This window comes from Corynebacterium provencense (assembly GCA_900049755.1).
GTDB classification, from domain to species: Bacteria; Actinomycetota; Actinomycetes; order Mycobacteriales; family Mycobacteriaceae; genus Corynebacterium; species Corynebacterium neomassiliense.
Map to the genome: position 1 here is coordinate 511,571 of LT160593.1, position 25,772 is coordinate 537,342.

The 25,772-nt window shown below is 64.8% G+C and carries 21 protein-coding genes, 2 tRNA genes and 1 pseudogene; 17 read left to right on the top strand and 7 right to left on the bottom strand.

What is annotated here, in order from left to right; all coding sequences use genetic code 11:
- The first annotated feature begins 156 nt into the window (after nucleotides 1–156).
- The 4 genes from BN3906_RS08755 to BN3906_RS08770 all read left to right on the top strand — a co-directional run bounded on the left by BN3906_RS08755 (nucleotide 157) and on the right by BN3906_RS08770 (nucleotide 3,768).
- On the top strand, nucleotides 157–978 hold the full coding sequence (locus BN3906_RS08755; RefSeq protein ID WP_390620338.1) for an ABC transporter permease: 822 nt from the start codon (nucleotides 157–159) through the stop codon (nucleotides 976–978).
- Between the two features lie 113 nt (nucleotides 979–1,091).
- On the top strand, nucleotides 1,092–2,153 hold the full coding sequence (locus BN3906_RS08760) for a taurine ABC transporter substrate-binding protein (protein ID WP_261796933.1): 1,062 nt from the start codon (nucleotides 1,092–1,094) through the stop codon (nucleotides 2,151–2,153).
- Complete coding sequence (locus BN3906_RS08765) at nucleotides 2,150–2,953, top strand: ABC transporter ATP-binding protein (RefSeq protein WP_066587271.1); 804 nt, start codon at nucleotides 2,150–2,152, stop codon at nucleotides 2,951–2,953. The genes BN3906_RS08760 and BN3906_RS08765 overlap by 4 nt, the downstream gene beginning before the upstream one ends.
- A gap of 344 nt (nucleotides 2,954–3,297) precedes the next feature.
- Complete coding sequence (locus BN3906_RS08770; protein ID WP_066587274.1) at nucleotides 3,298–3,768, top strand: flavin reductase family protein; 471 nt, start codon at nucleotides 3,298–3,300, stop codon at nucleotides 3,766–3,768.
- On the opposite strand, the pseudogene BN3906_RS15495 reads toward BN3906_RS08770, so the two are convergent.
- Nucleotides 3,753–4,705, bottom strand: a pseudogene (locus BN3906_RS15495) (siderophore-interacting protein). The gene BN3906_RS08770 and the pseudogene BN3906_RS15495 sit on opposite strands and share 16 nt — an antisense overlap.
- 150 nt (nucleotides 4,706–4,855) lie before the next feature.
- Here BN3906_RS15495 and gyrA point away from each other — a divergent pair.
- The 4 genes from gyrA (at nucleotide 4,856) to BN3906_RS08795 (ending at nucleotide 8,211) form a co-directional block, all read left to right on the top strand.
- Complete coding sequence (gene gyrA, locus BN3906_RS08780) at nucleotides 4,856–7,369, top strand: DNA gyrase subunit A (protein ID WP_066587277.1); 2,514 nt, start codon at nucleotides 4,856–4,858, stop codon at nucleotides 7,367–7,369.
- Between the two features lie 4 nt (nucleotides 7,370–7,373).
- Complete coding sequence (locus BN3906_RS08785; RefSeq protein ID WP_066587279.1) at nucleotides 7,374–7,952, top strand: DUF3566 domain-containing protein; 579 nt, start codon at nucleotides 7,374–7,376, stop codon at nucleotides 7,950–7,952.
- 98 nt (nucleotides 7,953–8,050) lie between these two features.
- Nucleotides 8,051–8,127: transfer RNA gene (locus BN3906_RS08790), tRNA-Ile, on the top strand.
- Between the two features lie 11 nt (nucleotides 8,128–8,138).
- A tRNA-Ala gene (locus BN3906_RS08795) sits at nucleotides 8,139–8,211 on the top strand.
- A 208-nt stretch (nucleotides 8,212–8,419) separates the two neighbouring features.
- On the opposite strand, the gene BN3906_RS08800 is transcribed toward BN3906_RS08795, so the two are convergent.
- The gene (locus tag BN3906_RS08800) at nucleotides 8,420–9,037 is read right to left on the bottom strand and encodes a TetR/AcrR family transcriptional regulator (RefSeq protein WP_066587281.1); all 618 of its coding nucleotides are present in this window, start codon (nucleotides 9,035–9,037) and stop codon (nucleotides 8,420–8,422) included.
- A 107-nt stretch (nucleotides 9,038–9,144) separates the two neighbouring features.
- Between BN3906_RS08800 and BN3906_RS08805 the strand changes: the two genes are divergently transcribed.
- From BN3906_RS08805 to BN3906_RS08815, 3 genes are all read left to right on the top strand, one after another.
- Nucleotides 9,145–10,347, top strand: a complete 1,203-nt coding sequence (locus BN3906_RS08805) for an MFS transporter (protein WP_261796934.1) — start codon at nucleotides 9,145–9,147, stop codon at nucleotides 10,345–10,347.
- Between the two features lie 444 nt (nucleotides 10,348–10,791).
- Nucleotides 10,792–11,466 carry a TetR/AcrR family transcriptional regulator gene (locus BN3906_RS08810; protein ID WP_066587286.1) on the top strand — a complete coding sequence of 225 codons (675 nt, stop codon included), beginning with the start codon at nucleotides 10,792–10,794 and terminating at the stop codon, nucleotides 11,464–11,466.
- Between the two features lie 112 nt (nucleotides 11,467–11,578).
- Nucleotides 11,579–12,319: an SDR family oxidoreductase gene (locus tag BN3906_RS08815; protein ID WP_066587287.1), complete on the top strand. Its 741-nt coding sequence runs from the start codon at nucleotides 11,579–11,581 to the stop codon at nucleotides 12,317–12,319.
- A gap of 112 nt (nucleotides 12,320–12,431) precedes the next feature.
- Here BN3906_RS08815 and BN3906_RS08820 read toward each other — a convergent pair whose 3' ends face one another.
- The gene (locus tag BN3906_RS08820) at nucleotides 12,432–13,340 is read right to left on the bottom strand and encodes a helix-turn-helix transcriptional regulator (RefSeq protein WP_066587288.1); all 909 of its coding nucleotides are present in this window, start codon (nucleotides 13,338–13,340) and stop codon (nucleotides 12,432–12,434) included.
- Between the two features lie 146 nt (nucleotides 13,341–13,486).
- Here BN3906_RS08820 and BN3906_RS08825 point away from each other — a divergent pair, with 146 nt between their 5' ends.
- A complete protein-coding gene (locus BN3906_RS08825) occupies nucleotides 13,487–14,338 on the top strand; it encodes an SDR family oxidoreductase (protein WP_066587290.1) in 852 nt (283 codons plus the stop codon).
- 176 nt (nucleotides 14,339–14,514) lie between these two features.
- Here the strand turns inward: BN3906_RS08825 and BN3906_RS08830 are convergent, their stop codons facing one another.
- Nucleotides 14,515–15,126, bottom strand: coding sequence for a TetR/AcrR family transcriptional regulator C-terminal domain-containing protein (locus BN3906_RS08830; protein WP_066587292.1), 612 nt, complete (start codon nucleotides 15,124–15,126; stop codon nucleotides 14,515–14,517).
- Between the two features lie 135 nt (nucleotides 15,127–15,261).
- Here BN3906_RS08830 and BN3906_RS08835 point away from each other — a divergent pair, with 135 nt between their 5' ends.
- Complete coding sequence (locus BN3906_RS08835) at nucleotides 15,262–16,134, top strand: siderophore-interacting protein (protein WP_066587294.1); 873 nt, start codon at nucleotides 15,262–15,264, stop codon at nucleotides 16,132–16,134.
- Between the two features lie 66 nt (nucleotides 16,135–16,200).
- Here BN3906_RS08835 and BN3906_RS08840 read toward each other — a convergent pair whose 3' ends face one another.
- Both BN3906_RS08840 and BN3906_RS08845 read right to left on the bottom strand, forming a co-directional pair.
- The gene (locus tag BN3906_RS08840; protein WP_066589620.1) at nucleotides 16,201–16,845 is read right to left on the bottom strand and encodes an NAD(P)-dependent oxidoreductase; all 645 of its coding nucleotides are present in this window, start codon (nucleotides 16,843–16,845) and stop codon (nucleotides 16,201–16,203) included.
- 364 nt (nucleotides 16,846–17,209) lie between these two features.
- On the bottom strand, nucleotides 17,210–17,893 hold the full coding sequence (locus BN3906_RS08845) for a GDSL-type esterase/lipase family protein (protein ID WP_078057316.1): 684 nt from the start codon (nucleotides 17,891–17,893) through the stop codon (nucleotides 17,210–17,212).
- A gap of 804 nt (nucleotides 17,894–18,697) precedes the next feature.
- Here BN3906_RS08845 and BN3906_RS08850 point away from each other — a divergent pair.
- Nucleotides 18,698–20,362 carry an AMP-binding protein gene (locus BN3906_RS08850; RefSeq protein ID WP_066587301.1) on the top strand — a complete coding sequence of 555 codons (1,665 nt, stop codon included), beginning with the start codon at nucleotides 18,698–18,700 and terminating at the stop codon, nucleotides 20,360–20,362.
- Between the two features lie 1,720 nt (nucleotides 20,363–22,082).
- Here BN3906_RS08850 and BN3906_RS08855 read toward each other — a convergent pair.
- Nucleotides 22,083–23,126, bottom strand: coding sequence for a LacI family DNA-binding transcriptional regulator (locus tag BN3906_RS08855; protein WP_066587304.1), 1,044 nt, complete (start codon nucleotides 23,124–23,126; stop codon nucleotides 22,083–22,085).
- Between the two features lie 200 nt (nucleotides 23,127–23,326).
- Here BN3906_RS08855 and BN3906_RS08860 point away from each other — a divergent pair, with 200 nt between their 5' ends.
- Genes BN3906_RS08860 through BN3906_RS08870 form a run of 3 tightly spaced genes read left to right on the top strand, consistent with a single transcriptional unit; the run spans nucleotide 23,327 to nucleotide 25,772 of the window.
- Nucleotides 23,327–24,229: a polysaccharide deacetylase family protein gene (locus BN3906_RS08860; protein WP_066587314.1), complete on the top strand. Its 903-nt coding sequence runs from the start codon at nucleotides 23,327–23,329 to the stop codon at nucleotides 24,227–24,229.
- 15 nt (nucleotides 24,230–24,244) lie between these two features.
- Complete coding sequence (locus BN3906_RS08865) at nucleotides 24,245–24,796, top strand: hypothetical protein (RefSeq protein WP_066587316.1); 552 nt, start codon at nucleotides 24,245–24,247, stop codon at nucleotides 24,794–24,796.
- On the top strand, nucleotides 24,789–25,772 hold the full coding sequence (locus BN3906_RS08870) for an asparaginase (RefSeq protein ID WP_066587324.1): 984 nt from the start codon (nucleotides 24,789–24,791) through the stop codon (nucleotides 25,770–25,772). The genes BN3906_RS08865 and BN3906_RS08870 overlap by 8 nt, the downstream gene beginning before the upstream one ends.

Sequence of the window (25,772 nt, forward strand, 5' to 3'; positions counted from 1 at the left end):
TCACCCGACAGTGTCTCGGGAGGGGGAGGTAGTTCTGACGGCACTGCGTCAGGAGGCAGTGCCTCTGTCAGTGTCGTCTCCGTCGACTCTGTGCCCGTCGACTCTGTGCCCGGCGGTCCCGCCCTCGGTGGAGCAGGGGAGGGGGGTCATGGTGGTGTGTCACGTCTGCTTGCCGGCCTGCGTCGGCGACGGATACCTCTGCATCTCGGCACGCTTGCAGGTGTCATCGCGGTATGGTGGGCAGTCGCCCGCTTCGGGGGTCTGGACCCGGTGGTTCTCCCGGGTCCGGGTGAGGTGGCCGACAGGCTTGTCACCACGAACCTGTGTCAGTCGGCTTCAGGGAGCGGTCGTCCGGAGTGCGGTGTCCAGGGATACTTCCTGTGGCAGCATCTGCTGGCCACCATCCAGCGCATAGCGGTCGGACTGGGGGCCGGCACAGTGGTCGGGGTGCTGCTCGGATGGTTGCTCGGCAGTAGCCGCGGGGTCCGTTCAGTGGTGGAACCCTACCTGTCCTTTCTCCGGGCCCTTCCGCCACTGGGCTACATAGGACTTCTCATTGTCTGGTTCGGTATCGGGGACCAGTCGAAGGTCGTCCTGCTGTTTCTGGCAGCCTTTCCGACCGTGGCCGTGTCAACGCTCGTCGGTGTGACCGGAGTTCGCCGGGACTGGATTCTGGCGACCGAGTCGTTGGGGGCGAGCCGTGTCCAGGTGTTCCGGACCGTGCTGCTTCCCGGAGCTCTGCCTGACATCATCAACGGTGTGAGGCTGGCGTCCGGGCTCTGCTGGTCCGCGATCGTTGCCGCTGAAATGAACGACGGCATCCCCGGCATCGGTGGACTCGCCTACATATCCGGCACCCAGCTGGACACCTCGTTGGCGATTGCGTGCATCATCGTCATCGGTATCGCAGCTCTTCTCCTCGATCAGCTTCTGCTGTGGGTGGAGCGTACCTATGCACCCTGGAGGACGAAGCAGTGACCACGTACAAGGACACCCCTGTTCCATCGCCGGCCTTGCCGGTGAAGGCGTCGGCCCGCAGGGTCCGGACCACAGAAGTGCGGAACGCTGCCGGAGCAGTCCCACGGTTTCACGTGAAACGCTCTCACCGGGTGGCGGGGGCAGCCGTCATCGCCGTTTCCGGCCTGGCGTTGACCTCCTGTGTCGGCCCTCCTGCCGATGAATGGGCAGGCGGTGCTGAAGACGCCACCTGTCCGGTGACTCCAGCGGAAGCCGGCGGATCCCTGCGCATCGGCTACCTGGGTGGACCGGCAGCCGATCTCTACACACAGGACCAGGGACTTGCTGAAGCCTGTCTCCCCAACGCTGAGATCTCCTGGACCCGTTTCCCTACGGGCCAGGACATAGTGCAGGCCTTTGCGGCAGGATCTGTGGACATGGCGGCACTGGGATCCACTCCGACCACCAAAGCCCTGAGTGCACCGTTGAATCTCGATGTGTCCGTGATCTCTGCCAACTCGGTCATCGGCGCGACCGAGGCTCTGGTCGCGAAGAAGGCGACATCCGTCCCCGAACTCAAGGGGCAGCGGATTGCCGTGCCCTTCTCCTCGACAGCCCACTACAGTCTGCTCAATGCCCTGATAGATGCCGGACTGGATCCGCAGCGCGACGTGGAGATCGTCAATATCTCGCCCGACAAGCTTCCTGCTGCCTGGAAGTCTGACCAGATCGACGCGGCGTATGTCTGGGACCCGACGTTGGAACAACTCAAGCAGGGAACCGGGGGAGCCCCGCAGGGGCACGTTCTCACGGACTCCGAGGAGCAGGCTGCAGCGGGACACGCCACCTACAATGTCACTCTGGCGACGAACCCCTGGATCGACGGAAACAGTGAGCTTCTCCGGGTTTTCCTGGAGCTGGAGGCCTGGGTTGTCGACCATGCCGACGAGGATCCGGATGACTTCGGAAAGGTCAATGCATCAGCGTCCGGAATGGATGAGGATTCGGCGTCCCGACAGATCGAGGGCCAGATCTTCATCCACGGCAGTGAGGAACCGGAGTACCTTGCCGAGGTGGCCGGCGCACTTTACTCGACGGCGGAGTTCCTTCGTGATCAGGGTGAGATTCCCTCCGTGAAGCCTGCAGACGCCTATGCGGCGGCGACCCGACCCGACCTCTGGAAGGACATTCAGTGATCACTCTCGAGAGAGTCTCGCAGTACTACGAGACCGAAACTGCCGGCAGGGTCCACGCACTCGAGGAGGTGTCGTTGTCCGTTCCCGCGGAGGAGACCGTGTGTCTTGTCGGCCCCTCCGGGTGCGGTAAATCGACTCTGCTACGGATCCTGGCCGGCTTCCTGAAGCCGTCCTCCGGGACCCTGGATGTCGACGGCCATCCGGTGGAGGGTGCCGATCCGGAAAGGGGAGTGGTCTTTCAGCAGCCCACACTTCTGCCGTGGTACTCGGTACGCGACAATGTGCGGTTGGCGTACCGCTACTCGGGGGACATATCCCAGAAGGAGAGTGCCGATGAACTCATAGAGCTCGTGGGACTGGGGGACGCCGCGGAGCGGCTGCCTCATGAGCTTTCCGGGGGGATGCAGCAACGTACCCAGATTGCGAGGGTGCTGGCTGCAGGTCCCCGCTATGTACTCATGGACGAGCCTTTCGGCGCTCTGGATCCATTTACCCGGGAGCAGCTGCAGGCGGAGCTGCTGCGAGTCTGGGCGAAGAAGCGCCCGACCATCATCTTCGTGACCCACAGCGTGGAGGAGGCGCTTCTCCTCGGCCACCGGGTGATCGTGATGGCGGCGGGTCCGGGGAGGGTTATCGAGGATGTGGTTGTCCCGGAAAACCTCCGAGTGGATCTGGAAGACGGGGAGGTTTCACGTGAAACTCTCCAGGAGCGTCTGCGGGCACTGACGGCGGATCCTGATTTTGTGCTTCTCCGCCACCAGGTGACGGAGTCCATCAACCGCGCCCATGCCACCGCATAGGGAGAGTGCACCCGCGCACACGGAGCGAGGACGTGAAGGGCGTCCGGGATGAAGAGTTCCCGGATGACTTCCCCTTGCTTCTTTCACCACCAGGCCGGACCGCCACCACCAGGCCGGACTGCAGGGCGAGGAAGCTGTGCCGGGGCCGGTGACCTTTCCCCGAGGTCACGGGGGGCACGGTCATGATGACGGGCAATCAGGGAATCGGCTGTGCACCTGTCGTTTCCGAAGGTCCTTCACAGACCGATCTGTCTATGATATTTTCACGGTCTGACCTGCATATTCGCACCATTCAGCAGCACTGGCACTTGCACTGCCGCAGACCGAGTGGTCTACTTGTACCCATGACCACAGCACTCCAGGCGGCCGCAGTCGCCACCGACAAGGGAACAGTCTCCGACCGGGCACGTCTTCCGCTGGCAGTTCTTGCCGCTGAAGTCGACCGTCGGATGATGTGTGTGGTCATCGACTCTTTCTTCGACGAGAGTCTGGCCCCGGGGCTGGTCTCCGTCCGCGTCCCTGCCGACAGTTCGGACTGGAATGCACTGCGATCCGCCCCCACCCTGGGAATCTCGGTGCTCAACCCCCTGCAGACACTCGCCGCGGGGCAGTTCACCCGTGAGCGCCTCCCGAAGTCACTCCACCGTGACCACAACGGAGCGGGTCTGGTTGACGGTGCCGCTGTCCATCTCACCACCCGCCTGTACCAGGAGTTCGACGCGGGCAACCACATTGTCGCCCTCCTCCACGTCACCGGTCGCGAAACCGGGGAAGTGGCGGACGCGCAGCGTCCCTACCTCTACCTCGCGGCCTGAGCGGCCGCCTCGGCGGCCTCGATCTCGGCGTTGAACTCCCTCTTGCTCGCCTGCCACTCGTCCTCGACCATCCCGAGCCTCCAGTAACCCGAGATCGACACGTCAGCCCGGTCAAGGCCGTTGTCGACGAAGAGGTGACGCCGCAGATCGCGGATCATCTCCGCGACACCGTGGACGAACCAGGAGGTCCGTGTACCGGATGCCGCCTCGGCGGCCAGACCGGACTCCACGACCGCCCGGACAAGTTCAGTTCCGTGCACCGCGCCGTCACGGTACACCCGGTGGACAGTCACCTCTGACCCCTCAGGGGCGACGGGAGCGTCGAGGGCGTGCGCGGCGTCCTCCTCCTCGAGGAAGACCTCGGCACTGCTGCCGGCCGGAAGGTTCTCCACTCCGGCGAAAATCGCCGGAGCCGCGGACTCGTCCCCGGCGAACACGCACCTGCTGTACCCGGGGGAAGGACGCCACGCCCCGCCGGGGCCGGCGAAGGCGAACCGTGAACGGTTCACACGGTTCCCCCGACGCTTCTCCGGACCCCGGTTCCGAGACCCTCCGGATCCTCGTCGGCCTCGGCGGCCCACGGACCGGCGATCCCCTGGTCACCGTGGATCACGAAGTCGATGTCGACGGTGTTCGCCTCCGTGTCCCAGCTGCGCAGCGTATACGTCCGCATGACGGGAAGCTGTTCCTTCGGCAGCACGTCCCGGACGGTGGCAGGGTCGATCGTGGCGTCCTCCCAGGACCAGGTCGCCCCGACGGGGGGGAAGAGAAGCTTCACGTAGTGGTCGGTGTACTGCAGGTCCATCGCTGAAACAGGTTTCTCCGGGGTCAGGGTGAGGCGGACCATGCCGCCGGGGATGCGGCGGGTAGCTGTCACGGTCGCAGGACCGGGGGCGGGACGCCGACGTCGGGCCGGCTGCCGGGGGTTGTCAGTCATGGTGGCCAGGATAGCCTCACTAGCGGAACGACCGGTGGGACAGTGGTCGACGCCGCAGCCGTCCCGCCTCCGGTGACCGGCGGAAAATATATCCCCTGACGTGCTAGAATGGTCAGGTCATATCTAGTCAGCCAGAAGGGATCGCACTACGTGAGCGACGACACCAACGGCGGCGGCGAGACGCTGTTCGACCGCATCACCCCCATCGACCTCACCGAGGAGATGCGGAACAGCTACATCGACTACGCGATGAGCGTGATCGTGGGCCGGGCCCTTCCCGAGGTCCGCGACGGCATGAAGCCGGTGCACCGGCGCGTGATCTACGCGATGTACGACAACGGCTTCCGACCCGACCGCAGCTACGTGAAGTCCGCCCGACCGGTCGCCGAGACCATGGGGCACTACCATCCGCACGGTGACACGGCCATCTACGACACCCTGTGCCGTCTCGCCCAGCCGTGGGTCATGCGGTACCCGCTCGTCGACGGACAGGGGAACTTCGGCTCGCGCGGCAATGACGGGCCCGCCGCCATGAGGTACACGGAGTGCCGGCTGACCCCCCTGGCGCTGGAGATGGTGCGTGACATCAGGGAGAACACGGTCGACTTCTCCCCGAACTACGACGGCAAGTCCCAGGAACCGGATGTCCTGCCGTCCCGCGTGCCGAACCTGCTGATGAACGGTTCCAGCGGGATCGCCGTCGGTATGGCGACAAATATCCCGCCGCACAACCTCAACGAACTCGCCGAGGCGATCTTCTGGCTGCTGGAGAACCCGGAGGCTGACGAGCAGACCGCGCTGGACGCGTGCATGGAACGCGTCAAGGGCCCGGATTTCCCGACAGCCGGCCTCATCGTCGGGGACCAGGGGATCAGGGACGCCTACACCACCGGCCGCGGCTCGATCCGGATGCGGGGGCGTTCCACCATCGAGGAGGACGGCAACCGGCAGACGATCGTCATCACCGAGCTGCCGTACATGGTCAATCCCGACAATCTCGTCTCCTCCATCGCCGAGCAGGTCCGTGACGGCAAAATCGCCGGAATCGCGAAGATCGACGATGAATCCTCTGACCGTGTCGGTATGAGGATCGTCGTCACCCTCAAGAGGGACGCCGTCCCGAGGGTCGTGCTCAACAACCTGTACAAGCACTCCCAGCTACAGACCAGCTTCGGTGCCAACATGCTGTCCATCGTCGACAGTGTGCCCCGTACCCTGCGTCTCGACCAGATGCTGCGGCTGTACGTACGCCACCAGATCGAGGTCATCGTCCGGCGTACCCAGTTCCGCCTCGATGAAGCGGAGAAGCGCGCCCACATACTGCGGGGACTGGTCAAGGCCCTCGACGCTCTCGACGAGGTCATCGCCCTGATCCGCAGGTCGGCGACGGTCGACATCGCCCGCGAAGGCCTGAGGGACCTGCTGGACATCGACGACATCCAGGCGGACGCCATCCTGGCGATGCAGCTGCGCCGCCTGGCAGCTCTGGAACGTCAGAAGATCATCGACGAACTCGCCGAGATCGAGGCGACGATCGCCGACCTCAAGGCGATCCTGGCGTCCCCGGAACGCCAGCGGACGATCGTCCATGACGAGCTCGCCGAGATCGTAGAGAAGTTCGGCGACGAGCGTCGCACCGAGATCATCGGTGCGACCGGTGACGTGTCCGAGGAGGACCTCATCGCCCGGGAGAACGTGGTCGTCACGATCACCTCCACCGGTTACGCCAAGCGCACCAAGGTCGACAGCTACCGGTCGCAGCGCCGCGGTGGCAAGGGTGTCAGGGGAGCGGAGCTGAAGCAGGACGACATCGTCCGTCACTTCTTCGTCTGCTCCACGCACGACATCATCATGTTCTTCACCAACTTCGGTCGCGTGTACCGGCTGAAGGCCTATGAACTTCCCGAGGCGTCGCGTACGGCCCGCGGCCAGCACGTCGCCAACCTGCTGGAGTTCCAGCCCGGCGAGCAGATCGCGGAGATCATCCAGATCCAGTCGTTCGAGGACGCCCCGTACCTGGTTCTCGCCACCCAGCAGGGGCGGGTGAAGAAGTCACGGCTCACCGACTACGACACCGCACGCTCCGGCGGCCTCATCGCCATCAACCTCAACGAGGGCGACAAGCTCATCGGTGCGCAGCTGTGCACCGGTGACGATGACCTCCTCCTGGTCTCCGAGGAGGGCCAGGCGCTGCGCTTCACCGCCGACGATGACACGTTGCGGCCCATGGGCCGGGCCACCGCAGGTGTCAAGGGCATGCGTTTCCGGGGTGAGGACCAGCTGCTCGCACTCACCGTGGTGAGGGAGGATTCGTGCCTGCTCGTCGCCACTTCCGGCGGCTACGGCAAGCGCACCCCGATGGAGGAGTACCCCGTGAAGGGTCGCGGAACGATGGGCGTGGTGACCTTCAAGTACGACCCGAAACGGGGCAAGCTCATCGGAGCTGTCGTGGTCAACGAGGATGACGAGATCTTCGCCGTCACCAGTGCCGGGGTCATCATCCGCACCGGGGTCGCGCAGATCCGCAAGACCTCGCGGGCGACCATGGGTGTCCGGCTCGTCGACCTGGACAAGGGTGTGGAACTCCTCGCCATCGACAGGAACGTCGAGGACGAGGGTGAGGAATCAGCCCAGCAGGTCGCCGACAACGACAGCGAGAGCTGACGCCGTGACTGACGACGGGCCCGCAGCAGAGGGAGACGGCTCCGGCGACGACGCGGTCGCAACCGTCAGCATTGTCCGGTCCGTCGGCCCCGTCAGTGCCGCCCGGATCGGGGCGGGTGTGGGCGCGTGCCTGTTCGTCGCGTGGATGGCCGCCGCGGCACTGATCTACATCCTGCTCGGAGCGACCGGTATCCGTGACCGGGTGAACAGCCTGGCGGGAGACCTTCTTGCCTCGGACGGTGTCAGTGCCGGAATGTACTTCGGTGTCGCGGCTGCGCTGGGTGCGGTCGAGGTCGTGGCCCTGGTTCTGCTCTGTCCCCTGTGTGCGGTCATCTACAACGGTATCGCGCACTATGTGGGGGGCCTGCGGGTCACCCTCGTCCCGGTGGAGGACGCCGTGGAGGACGCCGGGCAGGACCCCGTGGAAAGTGTCGTGCAGGACGCCGGGCAGGACGCCCCGGGTGACTTCAGGCCGGGTGACACCACACCGCCGGAGGACGCCGACGAGGTGCCCGGGACAGGACCGGCGTCGGAAGGATGGGGTGCGCGTACGGATCCTCCGGGCATGAAGAGCACAGACTGAGGTCATGTGACCCGGGAACGCCTTTCCCGGGAAACATGTCCTGAACAGGTAGTTTGCTTGTTTCTCCGCGGGGGCTGTATAGTTTCCATTCGTTCGAGGGGCCTATAGCTCAGGTGGTTAGAGCGCGTCACTGATAATGACGAGGTCGCAGGTTCAAATCCTGCTAGGCCCACCAACGGACTTTCCGGGGCTGTAGCTCAATTGGTAGAGCATCTGCTTTGCAAGCAGAAGGTCAGGGGTTCGATTCCCCTCAGCTCCACAAGCGAAGTATCAGGGCAGGCCCTCATTCCGGTTTCGGAATGGGGGCCTTTCTGTCTTTGGCCTGCCCTCGGGTCTCTGCAGGTCCGCACTCTTAACTCGACCTTAGTGATCGAAATCCCTGTCCAGCGTCACAGTGACGATTCGCTTTGGCAGCGCAAGGTTCTGTAGTCGGCCTTGAAACTGCGGCGCTTTCCGGTCCGCTGTGTTCACTCGTTGTTGACTACACTCATCCACGCATTCATGACGTAGTCGATCGACGAGTGGAGTGCCTTGGCGGGTACTCCGTCGCAGACTTCGACGGAGAGTCCGAGCAGATAGGAGTCGAACGTCGTAGTGAGGCCGTCCACGTCGGTGGAGTCGGGAAGATCGCCGGCGCTGATTCCGCGCTCTATCGCCGTCCGTATGCGCGCTCTCGTGATGTTGCGTGCACGGGTTCCCATCAGTGCTGTGTCTGCGTTGCGGTGTGATGCCGCCGGTGAGGTGAGGGCGATCAGGCATCCCGGCGGATGACCGGGATCCGTCTGCATCTCCAGCGACTGCACCAGTGCAGTCCGTAGCGCTTCGCGGGGAGGCAACTGGAGATCGGTGGCGGCCTCGGTGACTGCGCCATAGCGGGTGAGGTAGTACTCGATCACCTTCGAGAACAGTTCGGCCTTGGAGCCGAAGGCGTTTTCGATGCTCGCGCTCGACATTCCCATCGCCTCACGCAGGGCGCTCATGGATGCCTCCGCGTACCCGCAGCGCCAGAACACCAGCAGCGCTGCTTCCAGCGCCTCGTCTTCGTCGAATCGTCTCGGTCGTCCCGGGCTACGGGGGGAAGGCATATGAGTTCCTCTCCACTGGGTTGGTCGTGCCATAACTAGTTTGCTCAGTTACCTGACCCGTGGCAACCTAGTTATGGCACAATCGATCCATAAATAGAGGAGGGCGTGTGACTGAAACGATGAGAGAGACAGCGAACACATCTGACACTGATCCGAGGCTCCCCGTCGGGGCGCTTCTGGCGCTGGCGCTGGCGGGATTCGTATGCATCATGACCGAGACGATGCCCGCCGGTCTCCTGCCGCAGATCGCCGCCGGCCTCGACGTGAGTGAGTCGGCGGCGGGACAGTGGGTGAGTCTGTATGCCGCCGGTACGGTGATCGCCGCCCTTCCCGCGATCGCCCTGACCCGGGGGATGCGGCGCAAGCCACTGCTGGTCATCGGGGCCTCCGGGTTTCTTGTGGCGAACCTCGCCACTGCGCTGACCCCCACATATGAGTTTGCGCTTGTGGCCCGCGGTGTCGCGGGAGCGTTCTCCGGGCTGTTGTGGGGCATGCTCGCCGGCTACGCCCGCCGCCTTGTCCCTCCCCGGCAGAGTGGTCGGGCCATGGCGGTGGCGATGGTCGGCACGCCTATCGCCCTGTCGATCGGTACCCCGCTGGGAACACTCCTGGGAACGGGGTTAGGTTGGCGATGGGCCTTCGTCGTCATGTCATTGGCGGCAGCCATCCTCATCGTGTGGGTTCTCCTCGGAGTCCCGGACCGTCCCGGTCAGGGTGAGGGGGACCGTACGCCCCTCTTCCGTGTGATGTGGCTGCCGGGCGTCGCGCCGATCCTCGTCACGGCACTCGTATGGATGCTGGGCCACAACCTCCTCTACACCTACATCGCCCCGTACATCGCCTGGACGGGCGTAGGCGTACGCGTCGATCTCGCGCTGCTCGTGTTCGGCCTGTCCTCGCTGGTGAGCATCTGGATCACCGGTGTCCTCGTCGACCGCATGCTGCGTGTCCTCGTGCTGACCGCAACCGCGGTATTCGCCGTGACCGGGGTCGTCCTGATGGCCGCAGGAGGCATGCCGATGGCGTTCTGGGCCTCGGTCGTCCTGTGGGGACTGACATTCGGCGGGGCGGCCACGCAGTTGCAGACCGCGCTGGCCGATGCTGCCGGCACGGACGGCGATGTCGCCCAGGCAATGATGACCGTGACCTGGAATCTCGCGATCTTCGGTGGTGGCGCGCTCGGAGGAGTCATCCTCGCCGACAGCACCGCAGGGGCACTTCCGCCCGTCGTGGGCACGCTGGCGGCCGTCGCGTTCCTGATCGTACTTGTGGCGCGCCGTCATGCCTTCAGACCGGGCCCACGGCTGTGACGCCTTCTGTACAGGCATCACCGCACCTGTTCATTCCGGAGCAGGACAGCACATCGACGGCCGGACCGCTCGGCATCGCCGCACGGTGCCTGTCATTCCCTGTCGGCGAGCGGAGCAGAAACGGGAACCGGGGGAGTGAGGTCCGGGACCCTGTTGACACGGGCCATCCCTGAAGGTGCTGGCATACGACGGGGTGGCGCGGTGCACTGCCTCGGTCCCGGTGCCAACTCGGTTCGCTTCTGTCGTGGCAGATTTCCGCGCGTTACCCGGCCCGGTCATCGTTTCAGGCAGGGCAGACCCGTCTCCGGGAGCCCGGCGTCGTGGCGGTCCGCTCATTCTGCTGCCTGGTGATCAGCGTCGAGGTGATGTGGCGGTTCTGCGGGTTCGAACACCGGCATCCACCGGAGAAGGTCAGGGGAGCTACGATATGTTATCGTTGATTTCATGGTTGAGAAATCAATGATTCTGGATCGTGCGGTGGAGCTGTTCGCCGCATCAGATACCGGTGACTTTTCCACGCGTGCAGTGTGTGAGGCTGCCGGTATCGGACAACCGGTGCTGTACCGCATGTTCGGTGACAAGGCCGGATTGCTGGCAGCAGTGGCCGATCGGGTGTGGGAACAGTACCTGGCCCCGAAGCGCACAGCCACCGCCTCAGATGACCCGGTACAGGATCTGCGTGACGGGTGGGACAACCACACTGCATTCGCGCTGGCCAACCCCCATGCCTACCGGCTTGTGTTCGCCAGCTCGCTGCCTACGCGGCCGGTCGCGGCCGGTGAGGCCATGGAGCTGCTCTGCGGGGTGCTGGAACGCGTCGCGGCACAGGGCAGACTTGGGCTGGAGGTGGGGGAAGCCGCGCAGATCGTGATGGCCGCAAACAGCGGCATCGCTCTGTCACTCATCTTGCGTCCGGAGCAGTACCCCGACCAGTCCGCGTCCACCGTGATGCGCGAGGCCACCCTGCGCGCGATCCTGACCGACCATGCCCCGGACGCTGACCGGGCGCAGCAGGTCGCCGCGACGACCCTGCTAGCCGGACTCGCCGATTCCGAGGTGTTCACCTCAGCGGAAGCGGTGCTGCTGGCCGAATGGCTCGAACGCATCCGCTCTTCCTGACCCGCGTACCTCGCAGACAGTCCCGCGGACAGCAGTGAACCACACTTTTTCTCCCGCGCGCATCCCGCGTGAGCGGTATCCGTTGATCCTGGAAACAAGGAGATTCCCAACCATGAACACTCATAACACTTTCCGCACCGCCCTCGTCACCGGTGGTTCCGGTGGTATCGGCAAGGCGGTCGCCGAGCGCCTTGCCGCCGACGGGTACGCCGTGGCCGTGCACTACGCAGGCAACAGGTCCAGGGCCGAAGACCTCGTCGCCGAGATCACGGATGCCGGGGGACGGGCGGTCACCGTCGGCGCGGATGTCGCCGACGAACACGCCGTGGCTAAGCTGTTCGACAAGGTGGAGGACGCCTTGGGCGGCATAGACGTGGTTGTGAACACCGCGGGGATCATGATTTTGGCACCGATCGCGGAGTACGACATCGATGCCTTCGACCGGCTGATGCGCACGAACGTGCGCGGCACGTTCCTTGTCTCGCAGCAGGCGGCGCGACGGGTGCGTGCGGGCGGATCGATCATCAACTTCTCCACCACCGTCACCCGCGCCCAGTTCCCCAGCTACGGCCCGTACGTGGCCAGTAAAGCCGCTGTCGAGGGGCTGACCCTGATCCTGGCACGTGAGTTGCGCGGGAAGGACATCACCGTCAACGCCGTGGCCCCTGGGCCGACCGCTACACCGCTGTTCCTCGAAGGCAAGACCGGGGAGCAGATCGCTGGCCTGTCGAAGGCTGCGCCCCTGGAGCGCCTTGGTCAGCCGGAGGACATCGCGGAGACCGTGGCGTTCCTCGCCGGGCCTGCCCGGTGGGTGAACGGGCAGACCATCTTCACCAACGGCGGACTCGCCTGATCTCACAGTCGTCCGCCTACCCTGGTGCACTCGGTCACGATTCTCCGGTGTCCGGGACCTTCGACAAGGGATCTCGGGTACTCCCGGAGGAGTAGGGCTGGGTCAAGTCAGCTCATTCGGCGTCCCCTGCGTGCGGTGTACGGAGTAGTTCACTGCTCACGGCGTCGCCATCAGGATGTTCACCGCCAGCCCGCGACAGCATACGGAGAGCGTCATCGGACGGGGAACCGGGATCGGTACGGTAGACGATGAGCGTCTGGTCTGGGTCTCCGGTAGGTTTCAGTGCCTGGTAGGTGATGGTGAGGTCGCCGACGACCGGGTGGTGGTAGACCTTTGTACCTGTGGTGCGTTCATAGACCCGGTGTCGGGCCCAGAGCCGGCGGAATTCGGGACTGCGGATCGATAGCTCCCCGATGAGCTGACTGAGGTCGGGGTCATCGGGGTGACGTCCTGCATCGACGCAGAGCATCGCTGTAGTGTCGGTGGCAACCAGGTCCCAGTCAGAGTAGAGCTCACGGGCGTGGGGTTCGAGGAAAACGAAACGGGCCTGGTTGCGCTCGACGCGGGGCATGGCGGAGAAATCGGCGATGAGAAGTCCTGCCAACCGGTTCTGTCCGAGGACGTCGAGTCTTCGACCCAGTACGAACGCCGGGCGGAGGGCGGCGTCGAAGTCTTCGAGCAGGGTACGGGTCTCCGGGTGGAGCTGCTGCAGCCCGGCCGCCCTGCGCCGACGTGCGAGGGTGGGACGAGCGATGGTGTGCAGGTGGGCGCGTTCGATCTGATTGAGCTGGAGGGCATCCGCGAGTGCTTCGAGGACCTCGGCGGAAGCACTTCTGCTGCGGCCCTGTTCCAGCCGGGTGTAGTAGTCGACGCTGACGCCGGCAAGCATTGCCAGCTCCTCGCGGCGCAGGACCTCCACGCGTCGTCTGCCTGTGTCGGTGATGGCCACGCGCTCAGGGGTGAGCCTGCTGCGGGACGCACGTAGAAAACCCGCAAGAGTCGGTTGGAGCGACTTGTCCATGGCTGAGATTATCGCACTCGGGAGGCGGGTGAAGGGTGGCCCATTTTGTCCCGGGCATGACCGGACCTTCTGAGGTGTAGCAGTGTGGTTGACACTGACTGTTGTCGCGACACGGCGGCACTCAGATCGAGGAGAAGGAGAATGCCATGTCAGTCTGGCTGGTTACTGGAGCATCCCGGGGACTCGGGGTGGAGATCGCTCGAGCTGCGGTGGCAGGAGGCGAGAAGGTGGCAGTTGCGGCCCGCCGCCCTGACTCGGTCCCGGAGGACATACGCGAGCGTGAAGAGGTACTTACGGTAGGTCTGGATGTCACCGATACCGACCAGATTTACCGGGCCGTCGAAGAGGTGGTCGGGAAGTTCGGCAGGATCGACGTCCTGGTGAACAATGCCGGGCGGGGGCTGTTGGGTGCACTTGAGGAGATCAGTGACGCCGAGGCCCGGTCTCTGTTCGACGTGAACGTGTTCGGTCTGATCAACACCACACGCGCTGTTCTACCTCATATGCGCACAGCCGGCGGAGGCAAGTTGGTGCACATCGGCTCCCGGTCAGGTTTCGAGGGAGAGCCGGGAGTGAGCATGTACTCGGCATCGAAAGCCGCGGTAGCCGGCGTCAGTGAAGCTCTCGCTGCCGAGCTGGAGCCTTTCGGGATTCAGAGCATGGTCGTCGAACCTGGTGTGTTCCGCACCGATTTCCTCGATGCCAGTTCGGTCCAGCTGCCTGAACGCCGCATTCCCGATTATGACGGGACGCCTGCACACGTCACTCTCGACTGGGCCGGGGAGGCCAACCACACCCAGCTCGGCGACCCGGTCAAGGGTGCGGCTTTCATCTACCAGGTCACCTCGGGTGAGACCCTGCCTCTGCATCTTCCTGTGGGTGCGGACGCCTTTGAGCGCAGAGAGGTCATGACTGCCCGGATCGCCCGCGAGATCGCTCCTTTGCATGCTGCCTCGGCGGCCACTGCGTATGTCGACACAGAACGCGCGGACAGTTGATCAGTGGGCCGGCCCGATGCAGTATGTCTGTCTCTCATGGCGGACCGGCATCCCCCGGCTTCCAGCTGCGGGCCTGTCACCGGTACAGCGGTTCCGGACCGGAAGGCGTCGCCGGTTTCACGTGAAACCGTGATTCTGCGGTCTGACAGGAGAGCCCCTGCCAGCGCCAGAGCTCTTCAGCACTCTTCAGCGGCCACACTGAGACGGGCGAGAACGGCTTCAACTCCGAACTCGTAGCGCCGGTCAAAGTCCTCGGAGAAAATGTCTCCGCGAAGACGGTGCAGAGTGGGGTATCTGTCTGAGGCCGGGGCAGTTTCGGCGGCCGGGTGGTACTGCGAACCCTGCTGTTCCTGGGTGATACCCAGCAGGTAATAGAAGAGAGCCCACATGCCGAGCGCACACTGCGTGTCGGGCACGCCTGCGGCGCTCAGAGAGGACACAAGCTCCTCGGTGAGTTCGAGGGTGTGCTCTTCAAAGGGTGCGTTACCTGCGGTCAGGCGGGCACCGTCGCGGTACATCAGGAGAGTCTTCCGGTACCGTCTCAGGATCTCCCGCACCCGGTCAAGGCCGTTGTCGGGAAGGTCCTCCAGGGACAGATGTGTCAGGACTTCGTCCGACATCAGTCCGAGGAGACGGGCTTTGGTGCCGACCTGGAAGGACACGGTGTTGACATTGACATGCATTCTCCTGGCGACTCCGCGGACGGTGACCGCGTCCAGTCCTTCTTCGTTCAGCAGGTCCAGGGCGGCGGTGATGACGTCCTGTCGGGAGTATCTGTGGGGTGGCATAACGCTCCTGGAGGGTCTGGATCAGGACAGTCACTTACGGTACGTTATGGTACCCTGATCAAGTCTAACTAAGGGTGTCCTGATCAAGTGTGTCATGATGCCGGAGATACCGCCCCGTCGAGAAAGCTGAACTCCATGGATGTCAACAACAGCAGTGCCGTTCGACGCATGCGGCGGCCGCAGATACGGCCGGCGTGGGCCCGAAGGTATGAACTGACGCTCGTCGGTCGGCGGACGGTCGCGCAGAATGTCCTCCGGGTGACGCTGAGCGGATTCGATCTTGAGGAGTTCCGCTATCAGGGGGGCGACCACCGGTGCACACTGCTGATTCCCTGGCCGGCGGAGGAGGCCCGGAGGTTCATGTGGCCGACGGTCTCGGATCCGTGGACCGGGGCAGCGCAGTGGGGCTTCATTGCGGCACTCACCCGCCCGCTCCGCCGTCCTTTGACGGTCAGCGGCTACCGCCCGGAACAGCTCGAGATCGACTTCGACATCCTTCTCCACGGTGACAGTCCGCTCACCACCTGGGCGCGGGGGGCCGGGCCGGGAACCGCTGTCCGGGTCATCGACAACGGGCGTCGGTACCGGGTGCCGGACGGTACACGGACGCAGATCCTCATCGCCGATGAAGCCGGCGCTCCGGCGGCTCTGGCTGTCGCCGCAGAGACCCCGCCGTCTGTACCGACGGCCCTCTACATCCCGGGTACGGTGGCGGCTGCAGAAGGACGCCATCCCGGCGGACACGTCTCGGTGGTCACGGTACCCGCGCGCAGCGGGGACCGGACCCCGGAAAAGCGCTTTGCGGAGGCAGTTCTCGCGGACGCGGCCGGAGTTCTCACCCCGGTCGGTCCGGAGCCGTTGGTCGACGGAGGACGGTTGTCGACTGTGCCGGATCTTGTCGGTATCGCGGGGGAGCGCTCCTTCACGCGGCAACTGGTCTGCTCGCTGCGAAAGGCAGGTGTGCCACGGGGTGCCATTCACGCCGGGAACTACTGGAGGCTCCGGTAGAGGGAGGTGCTGCCCTTCCGGGGCTCCGACTGCTGCCCGGACAGTAGCTCCCGCCTGCGGTCCCTGTCAGTAGCCGACGGTGAAGCGCCTGCCGACGAACTTCGGGGACTCGATCTCGTCCACGAGGGCGACGGCGAAGTCCTCGTAGGAGATGCGCGACGCGCCTCCGTCATCGACGACCGGGGTGTCCAGACTGGTCCTGTAGCTGCCGGTCCGCTCACCGGGCTTGAAGTCGACCGGGGGCGGGGAGACGAAGGTCCACCGCACGCCCAGTCCGGTTGCGTTGGCGAGGTACCAGTCGAGGGCTTCGGTCTGACCGCGGGCGGGGAGCATGAACGCCTCCGGGAATCCTTCGGAGTCGACGATCCGCCTGCCGTCAGGGCCGAGCAGGGAAGCCCCGCCGCCCATGTGGACGATGTAGGGGTCATTGTCGAGTCCCGCGACGGTTTCGGTGACGGTCCGGGCTGCGTCGGCCCAGGGGGACGATGTCATGGTGCCGATAGCGATGACGACGGCGTCGACGTCGGCGGCGAGCTCCCGGACGGAGTCCGCGTCGAGGGCGTCGCCCTTGACGACCTCGGCCCTGCTGTCGACGGTCGCACTGTCCGGGTGGCGTACCGCGGCAACTACCTCATGTCCGCGGTTCAGTGCCTCTGCCGTGATCCGGGAGCCGGCGGTACCGGCTGCCCCGAAGACGAGAATCCTGCTCATGTCCATACTCCTGAGTTCGTGTTTCTGACTTCCGCGACCAGGTTAACACCAATGCTTTCTTTTGGGAAGTGCCGAACGGGGAAAGATGCCGTACCTTCCCGCCAACCCGGCCGTGCAACTCCGGATCCTGTCTTCCGGTCGCACGGGGGAGTGGGGCACAGGTGGGGGAGGACAGTGACGGTGAGGGCGACGGTGAGGGCGACACTGACGGCGCAGGTGGTCGTTGACTTCGGGAGAAAGACCGGGGACGAAAAGGGACGCCGCGACCCGTGCGGGTCGCGGCGTCCCTGTCTGTGACGGTGGCTCACAGTCGGAGGGTCATACGGGTGCCGGAGCAGTTCCACCGCTCACCGGCACCACCTCGTCACTTGAACTTGCCGACGTAGTTGCCGATGGTGCGGAGACCGGTGTCCGTCATGTGCAGCGGGAGGTTGCGGCGTTCGGAGGTCGTGTCGATGAGGCCGGTGACCCACCGGTCGTTCGAGCACATCTCGTGACCGCGGCTGACCTGCTTGAGGGAGACCCAGGTGGAATCCGTGTCGGAGGCGGCCGCACGTCCCGCGTCCTCGAGGGCGGTCTCGATCTCTCCGATCTGTACGAAGGGCAGGGACATGGGAAGGTTGGGCACGACGTTGACGGGGCAGACCTCTCCGGCACCGTTGGAGACCTGGGGCATGCCGACGATCTTGATCTTTGCGCTCGGTGCCGCCTCCCGGGCGGCGCGAGCAGCATCACTGATGGAGGCCCGGAGGTTCTCCCGGATCTGGGGGACCGGCATGTGGTCGTTGAGCACGTAGGGGTAGGTGTCGTTCGTACCGGCGAAAAGCACGACCTGTCTGGTTTCGGGCGTCAGCGCCCCCCTGTCACGTGCGACATTGATCTGGTCGATGATGTGCATGCCGCCGGTGCGGTAGGAGGCTCCCGCACATGAGTAGTTGTCGGTGGGCAGTTGGCTCCCGTCGCGGACGGCGTCACTGAAGCGGTTGTCTGTCCCGCAGCCGGAACCGGACAGGACCGGGTTCGGCAGGGGCAGTCCTTTGCCCGCCAGGTAGTTGTAGAGGTCGGGGTTCGCGGCTGTCTCTTCTACACCTCTAGGTGTGTATCAGCGACCCGTACCCGGACCCAGATCCTCCTCGCCGATGCAGCCGTCCCCCCGGCGGCTCCGGCTGTCGCCGCCGCGACCCGCGAGCCCGCCGCAGAGGCGCTCCGCCGCGAGGCGGGCCGCACCGCACACGCGCGCTCACGACTTCCTGCCCCTCGGTATCGGGGGAGCGCTGTCCACGGTCTGTCTCTTATACGCAGCTAGATGGGTATAAGAGGCAGGGCAGTTCCCGCGATCCGGTGCCGCAGGGAGTTCCCGGCCGACCTTTCCTTCGTGTGGCGTGCGCTCATAGGTGCTGAGCATCCTCTCGTTGTCTCTGTCTCCGACGGTCCGTCAAGCCCGTCGTGTGCACGGATTCGTTGCTCCGGCGTCAGGGCTCCCTGAACCGCCGGCCGGCATGGTGACGAACGCCGTTCTCGGATAGCACGTTACACTACCGTGACTTTCCGCCAGGTGTCCGTGACCACTACTGTACCTGCTGCAACACCAGAAACATCAGTCACACAAAACTACATCCGTGTGACTGTGTTGCCGGGGGTGACCGGGGAAGAATCTCCGCGGGTAGCCTCGGCGACCGGAAGGGGCCGGCAGCAGGTCGGACAGCAGGTCCGGCAGCCCGGGCCCCGGGGCAGATGCGCTGCAGACTGTAACAATCTGCCCACATAACCGATAGTTGCGACAGAATCGTTTCAAAAGGGATATGGTAGTGGTCCTTGAGGCCACCCACCCCAGACAGGAAGGCTCTTCCCCGTGATCAATGTGTTCGACAGCTCTGAACGCCAGCAGTTCGTCAGAGATGCCAGGGGCATGCTACGTGGCGGCAAGGCCGTTCTCGGTACCGGCCTCCTCAAAGGGGGGACGGCATCCCAGCACCTGGCGTCATTCCGTAATCTTGCCCGCTACGGTGCCTCCATGACGGGTCTGCTCGAGGCCGGCACCGCCCGGTACCCGGACCGCACCGCACTGATCGACGATGACGGGGAACTCACCTACCGGGAACTACGGACCCAGGCCCGTCTCACCGCCCGGGTGCTCGCCAGCCGGGGGATCACCGAGAAGAGCAGGGTCGGCATCCTCGCACGCAACGGACGGGGTTTCATGATTCCCCTGTCCGCCAAGGGTTACCTGGGTTACACCGTCTTCCTTCTCAACGTCGGGGCCAGCCGCCAGCAGCTCCACGACATTGCCGTGGAGCACAACCTCGATGTCCTCTTCGCGGACTCGGAGTTCGACGACAAGCTTCCGACAGATGTCGAGGGGCTCACCATCGTGCACGCGTGGGCCGGTCCCGGTCACCGCACCGACATTGATTTCCCCACCATCCAGGACCTCTGGGCCGCGCCGGGCACCGGTGACGATTCACTGCCGAAGAAGGTGAACCAGGGCGGTGTGGTGCTGATGTCCTCGGGGACCTCAGGGACGCCGAAGGCGGTGAGCCACGGAGAGCCGACACTGCCTCTGGGCGTCCTCGGCCCGGCCATCGGTAGCCTCGGAGTGAAGGCAGGGTCCACTCTGCAGCTCACCGCGAGTATGTTCCACGTGCTCGGCTGGGCGGTCTCGGTGATCGCGCTGCTGGCAGGGTGCACGATCGTCACCCAGAGGGTCTTCGACCCGGAGAATGTGCTGCGCCAGGTGGACAAATACAAGTGTGACGGCATCATCAGCTCTGCGGTCTTCCTCAAGGACCAGCTGGCGGTCGACCTCGCGAACCCGGGCAAGTACGACCACTCCTCGGTGAAGTTCATCGTCAACGCCGGTAACGCGATGAGCGAGGATCTCGTCCTCGGCCTGGAGAAGCAGTACGGGTACATCCTCGGTTCCGCCTACGGGTCCACCGAGAGTCTCCTCATCGCCTGGGCCGGTCCCGAGGACATCAAGGCGGATCCCACGACCGCCGGCTTCCCGGTCTGGAACGGACGCGTCGCACTCCTCGACGAGGAGGGCCGCGAGGTCGAACCGGGTCAGGTCGGTATCATCCACGCACGGACCATGATGGCCATGAAGGGCTATCTGGGTGACCGGGACCAGGCGGAGGAGACCGCCGGAATGCTGAACCTGGGGGACCGGGGGATCATCGACCCCGCTTCAGGACGCCTGACTGTCCTGGGTCGGGACAATGACATGATCATCGTCGGCGGGGAGAACATCTGGCCGAGTTCGGTCTCCGACCTCATCTGCCGGATCGAGGGTGTCCACGACGCCTACTGCACCGGTGTGGAGGACGAGAAGACCTTCCAGCGTGTGAAGGCCTATGTCGTTGTCGACGGTACCGCCGAAGTCACCGAGGATGATGTCCGCAAGTTCGTCGAGGAGAACCTCATCACCCCGGCAGTGCCGAGGGACGTCGTGCTCCAGACCGAGCCCCTGCCCCGCAATGTCATCGGCAAGGTGGTGAAGAGGGACCTGGTCAACTGACCGACCGGGTCCCGGCTACCTGGTTTCCGATCGCCTCCAGGTGGCCGGTCGGCCCATGCTCCGCCCTGCTCGTAGAATGCTTTCCGCCGTGTACGGACAGCTGGCGGGCAACCCGCCATGCGGTTTCACGTGAAACCGATCCCGGCAAGCGGAACCCTGCGTGCGCCACCCGCCACGGAGGCGCTCCACCGCGAGTCTGCCCGCACCGCAGACGCGCGCTCACGACTTCCTGCCCCTCAGTATCGGGGGAGCGCTGTCCACGGTGACCGGCACTCTGTCGCCGGAAGGGTCCCTCATGCGACGTGCGTACAGGAACACTCGCTGACCGTCGCCAGGACATACTCCATCCGGGCATGTCCCACACGGCGGAGAACCGGGCGAGCCTCCGACAACGCAGGCCTCCTCACGCTCGACTTCCTCACGCCCGACCTTCTCCCACCAGAGTCTCTTCGATCCGGCAGTACCGTGCGGTGCAATCGTGCGGTGCAACACGGAGGTCCGGTGGACGGAGACACCTCCTGAAAGTCACCTCACCGGGGACTACGCCGGGGAAGCCCTCGACCTCGTTCGGGCGCGACTGCCCCTGTTTCCCGCAGTTAACCAGGCGGCTCATGTAAGTGGTCTGACCTTTCTTCCGCTGCTTCTCGCATGCCGCGTGCACGGGTCGGAAGGGGTCCGTCCTGTCTCAGCCTCATCGCCGCTGCCTGGATTGGCCGGACGCCTGGACCGCGGAGGCCTGGACTGTGGAGGCCTGGACTGTGGAGGCCTGGACTGGCGGAGGCCTGGACCGCGGAGGACGCACGGGACGCGTCCCTCATCGGCGCTCGAAGTCGGGGTCCCGTATCCGAGGGGGGGGCTCCGTTGGACGCCACGGGCTGCCGTTGACGTCTCTCCCGACGGTGTCCCGGGGTCGGTCCCGGGTCGGTCCCAGGGTCGGTCCCAGGGGCGGTCCGGGAGCCGTCCGTCCCTGCGCCACATGAGGTATCCCTCGACCCGGTCGGAGCGGCACGCAGAGTCCGGTGGCGGCGGGGATTTCACCGGGCCGGTCGGAGAACCCTCCCCGCAGAACAACGTCGCTGCCGGGCGCCGGGAGAACTGTGTTGCCGACGGGACCGGCTTCGGTGCACTGAGGAACCTGTGGTCAGTCTTCCCCTCCCCCCCGAGCTCCGGACGCCGACGCGCTCTTTATCAGGTGAAACAGGATTCGACGATCGGCCAGCTCCCCCCGGAACATGTTATATTCTCAGTTACAGATAATGCAGTGCAGATACATCCGGTAGACTAACTGGGGTCACGGACCGTCAGGTGCGAGACGTCCACATTCACTACATTCAAGGAGTAATCATGTCCGGTATCACCGACATCATCATCGAGATCCTCGGCAACATCGGCGAGGTTGCCACCACTCTCCTCGGTACCATCTTCGGTTCCCTCTGATTCTGACACCATCAGAGCAGAACAACCCCTCGGTCTACACCGGGGGGATTTGTTTTATCTTTATCTGATTCATCGTTCGTTAGTTACTAACGGTAAGCTTCTTTCTCAGGATGATACGCAGACCCGGGGCCGGGCCGCATCGGTCTGTCACCGCCGGCTGTCCTGCAGGTACAGCGACCACCGGGCCTGCACAGGAAGCGGACACGCCGTGGAAGAGTGCACGCGACAACGCCCGGAGCACCGGTACGGGACAGCTCCGGGGCAGGGAAGAACCGGGGGGGTCCTAGTGACGTTCGGCCGTCGAGGACCGGACAATGAGGGAGACGGGCAGCGTCACACTGTGCAGTTGTCCACCTTCGATGGCGGAGATCAGTTCATGGACCGCCGTTGAACCCATCAGCGTGAGATCCGAACGCACGGTCGTCAGTGGAATCGGCAGCTGTGCCACGATCGGGATGTCGTTGTAGCCGATGAGTGAGAGATCCCGGGGGATGGACAGCCCCCGCTGGTGGGCAGCACCCATCACACCGATTGCGGCAGTGTCGTTGACCGCGAAGATGGCGGTGGGGGGGTCCGCCAGGGAGAGAAGTGCGTGGGCGCCGAGCACGCCCCCCTGCACCTCCCATTCCGAGTGGATGACGAGAGACTCGTCCGCCGGGATCCCCGCGGACTCGAGAGCCTGACGGTAGCCCTGAAGTCGGTCGTAGCCTGTTGAGGCATGCCGCGGTCCGGCGACAATTCCGATGCGCGTGTGTCCCAGACTGATCAGGTACTCCGTGGCCTTGCGCCCGCCGTCGAAGTCGTCGCTGACCACCGCCGGTATGCAGGGGTCGATGTGGCGGTTGGCGGTGATGAAAGGAATCGGCAGCCGTGACAGTCGGTCGAGGAAGAGCGAGTCATCACGGTGCAGGGAAGTGGCGATGACGCCCTCGACCTGCCGGGACAGCAGGAAGTCCAGTGACTCCATCTGGGAGTTCATCGTGTCCGGCGGAGCGGTCAGCAGAGTCTGGTAGCCCGCGTACCTGGCGGCGTCCTCGATGGACTCACAGATGGTGGCGATGACAGTGTCGGTGAGCCTCGGCATCAGGAGGCCGATCGAGTGGGACCGGTTGGTGCGCAGGCCTGACGCCAGGGAATTGGGCCGGTAGCCGAGACGGGCGGCGACCTCACGGACCCGCAGGGCTGTGTCGGTCCACCCGTGCACGGGCTCCTGCTGGCGGAGGACCCGGGAGACCGTCGAGATGTGCACACCCGCCGCCCGGGCGACATCTTTGAGGGTCACCGGCTGGTCGTGCCGGCCGGAACCAACTGCGCCGTCTGCCGTCATATCCCTCCGTCCGTCACCGCAAGACCTACCAGAGTTGACATGTTCTCGCAACTGATTGGCAAACTGATGCAAACCTTTGCAGTCAACGAAAATGGCGATACACCGCAACGAACGCGTGATTATCACGTAACATCCGCGCAACAGCATCTCCATATTGTCAATCGGCAAGAACGTTTGCACCTCTTGCAGAAAGGTAGATCGTGTCCAAGAAAATCCTTGTGTCCTTCGGTATCGACATCGATGCCGTAGCCGGTTGGCTCGGCTCGTACGGAGGAGCCGATTCCCCCAACGACATCCAGCGCGGCATCTTCGCGGGCGAGGTGGGGATCCCCCGCCTGCTCAAACTGTTCAGCCGTCATGACCTTCGGACCACGTGGTTCATCCCGGGACATTCCCTTGAGACCTTCCCGGACCAGTGCCGGGCCATCGTCGACGCCGGCCACGAGGTCGGTGGTCACGGATACTCCCACGAGAACCCCGTCGCCATGACCCCCCAGCAGGAGCACGACGTGGTGGAGAAGGCGACCGAGCTTCTCACCGAGCTTGCGGGCAAAGCGCCCCGCGGTTACACCGCCCCCTGGTGGGAGATGAGCTCGTACACACCGACAGTCCTGAAGGAGTTCGGCTACACCTACGACCACTCGCAGTCCCACAAGGACTTCGTCCCCTGGTACTCGCGCGTCGGAGAGAAGTGGACCCCCATCGACTACACCAGGGCCCCCGAGTACTGGATGAAGCCGCTGGAGTTCGGCAGGGAGATCGACCTCGTCGAAGTGGCGGCGAACTGGTACGTCGATGACCTGCCCCCGATGATGTTCATCAAGTCCTCGGCGAACTCACACGGCTTCGTCTCCCCCAACGACATCGAACAGCTCTGGAAGGACCAGTTCGACTGGGTCTACCGCGAACTGGACTACGCGGTGTTCCCGATCACCATCCACCCTGACGTGTCCGGGCGCCCGCAGGTGCTGCTCATGCTCGAGCGCCTGATCAACTACATGAAGGAGTTCGAGGGCGTCGAGTTCACCACCATGGGCGAGATCGCCGATGATTTCCGGCGGCGCTTCCCCTTCGAGGGCACCGAACGCCCGCGGGACTACTGATCCACCATGTGCGGAATGTGCGGATCGGGCGGAAGTCGGCAGGACTGGTTCACCGCCGGAGTGGAGGACACCCCGCAGGGACGCCGCCGTGCCAGGCAGGCCGCGAGCATGCTGCTCAACAGCGAACTGGACCCGCGACGGTGCACCGTCACCGCCGATGAACAGACCAGGGCATGGATCGTCAGGGAGCCCACAGGCAGGCAGGTCCGCCACGACTCCCTCGACGGACTGCTGGAATGGCTCCACCAGCGTGGCCTGGTCAGCCTGTCGGCGTCCCGGATCTCCCTCGTGCCCGACCACCGCACCTGTACTCCCACGGAGACCGCCGACGGTGTCCTCGACGCCGCAGGCTGGGCGTCCCTGGGCATTTCACTGTGGCGCACTGCGCTGTGGCGGCGACAGGTCTCCGCGAACTTCCCCCCGACCCGGCAGACGGTCGACACCCCGGGCGGTCGTCTCGACGTCCGGGTGGACGACCACGGCATCCACGTCACAGCCGTGACCCCGTCCGACAGTCACCTCTGCACACACCTACCCGGACAGACAGCACACCCAGAACATGCATAGACATCCCCTAATCGGATACCTCGCCACCGGCGGAACCATCTCGAGCACCTCGGCCGGAACAGGCACCGGAGTTGTGCCGTCGCTGACTGCCGCGCAGCTCATCGACTCGGCCGGATTCGACGACAACCGTTTCGACGTCATCGCCGAACAGGCGGCGCAGTTGCCCAGCGCGTCCTTCACCTTCGACACCCTGCGTACCCTGGACCGCCGTGCACGCGCCATGGTGGACCGGGGAGTGGATGCCGTTGTCGTCACCCAGGGCACCGACAGCCTGGAGGAAACGGCGTTTTTCTTCGATCTGACCTGGGATTCCCCGGTACCGGTGGTCTTCACCGGGGCCATGAGGAACCCTGATGAGACAGGTGCCGACGGTGCCAGGAACCTGCGCAGCGCCATCCTCGTCGGTGGTGATCCGTCGAGCGCGGGGCGTGGTCCCCTCGTGGTCGTCAACGACAGGATCCACGCCGCGGGACTGGTCCGGAAGGCCCACACCAGTGCAGTGGACGCCTTTGTCTCGGACGGTGCCGGACCGGTCGGCGAGGTCGTCGAAGACCGGCCCAGCTACTACTCCGTACCGGCACGGAGGCCGGCTCTCCCCATCGGAGGACAGGACGCCAGGATCGCCGTCTACCGCTCCACACTCGGGGACTCCGACGACATCCTGCGTCACATCGCCGACGGTCCCTACGACGGACTCGTGGTCGAAGGCTTCGGAGGAGGTCACGTAGCTGAGTGGCAGGTGCCGGCGATCACCGGGATCTGCTCCCGGATGCCCGTGATCCTCACCTCCCGCACCGGTGGTGGCCGAGTTCTCGAATCCACCTACGGATTCGCCGGCAGTGAGATCGACCTGACCGCTCGCGGCGTCATTCCCGCAGGTCACCTCAACGGACTCCAGGCGCGCATGCTGCTGTGGGTCCTGCTGTCCCGGGGGGCCGGCCCCGACGACGTCCGTGGCGCATTCTCCACCAGATGA

Coding starts and splice junctions, on each gene's coding strand:
- BN3906_RS08800 (WP_066587281.1), bottom strand. CDS start 9,037: ATGCCTTCCCCCCGTAGCCCGGGACGACCGAGACGATTCGACGAAGAC.
- BN3906_RS08870 (WP_066587324.1), top strand. CDS start 24,789: ATGCATAGACATCCCCTAATCGGATACCTCGCCACCGGCGGAACCATC.
- BN3906_RS08825 (WP_066587290.1), top strand. CDS start 13,487: ATGTCAGTCTGGCTGGTTACTGGAGCATCCCGGGGACTCGGGGTGGAG.
- BN3906_RS08770 (WP_066587274.1), top strand. CDS start 3,298: ATGACCACAGCACTCCAGGCGGCCGCAGTCGCCACCGACAAGGGAACA.
- BN3906_RS08820 (WP_066587288.1), bottom strand. CDS start 13,340: ATGGACAAGTCGCTCCAACCGACTCTTGCGGGTTTTCTACGTGCGTCC.
- BN3906_RS08835 (WP_066587294.1), top strand. CDS start 15,262: ATGGATGTCAACAACAGCAGTGCCGTTCGACGCATGCGGCGGCCGCAG.
- BN3906_RS08840 (WP_066589620.1), bottom strand. CDS start 16,845: ATGAGCAGGATTCTCGTCTTCGGGGCAGCCGGTACCGCCGGCTCCCGG.
- BN3906_RS08815 (WP_066587287.1), top strand. CDS start 11,579: ATGAACACTCATAACACTTTCCGCACCGCCCTCGTCACCGGTGGTTCC.
- BN3906_RS08855 (WP_066587304.1), bottom strand. CDS start 23,126: ATGACGGCAGACGGCGCAGTTGGTTCCGGCCGGCACGACCAGCCGGTG.
- BN3906_RS08830 (WP_066587292.1), bottom strand. CDS start 15,126: ATGCCACCCCACAGATACTCCCGACAGGACGTCATCACCGCCGCCCTG.
- BN3906_RS08865 (WP_066587316.1), top strand. CDS start 24,245: ATGTGCGGATCGGGCGGAAGTCGGCAGGACTGGTTCACCGCCGGAGTG.
- BN3906_RS08810 (WP_066587286.1), top strand. CDS start 10,792: ATGGTTGAGAAATCAATGATTCTGGATCGTGCGGTGGAGCTGTTCGCC.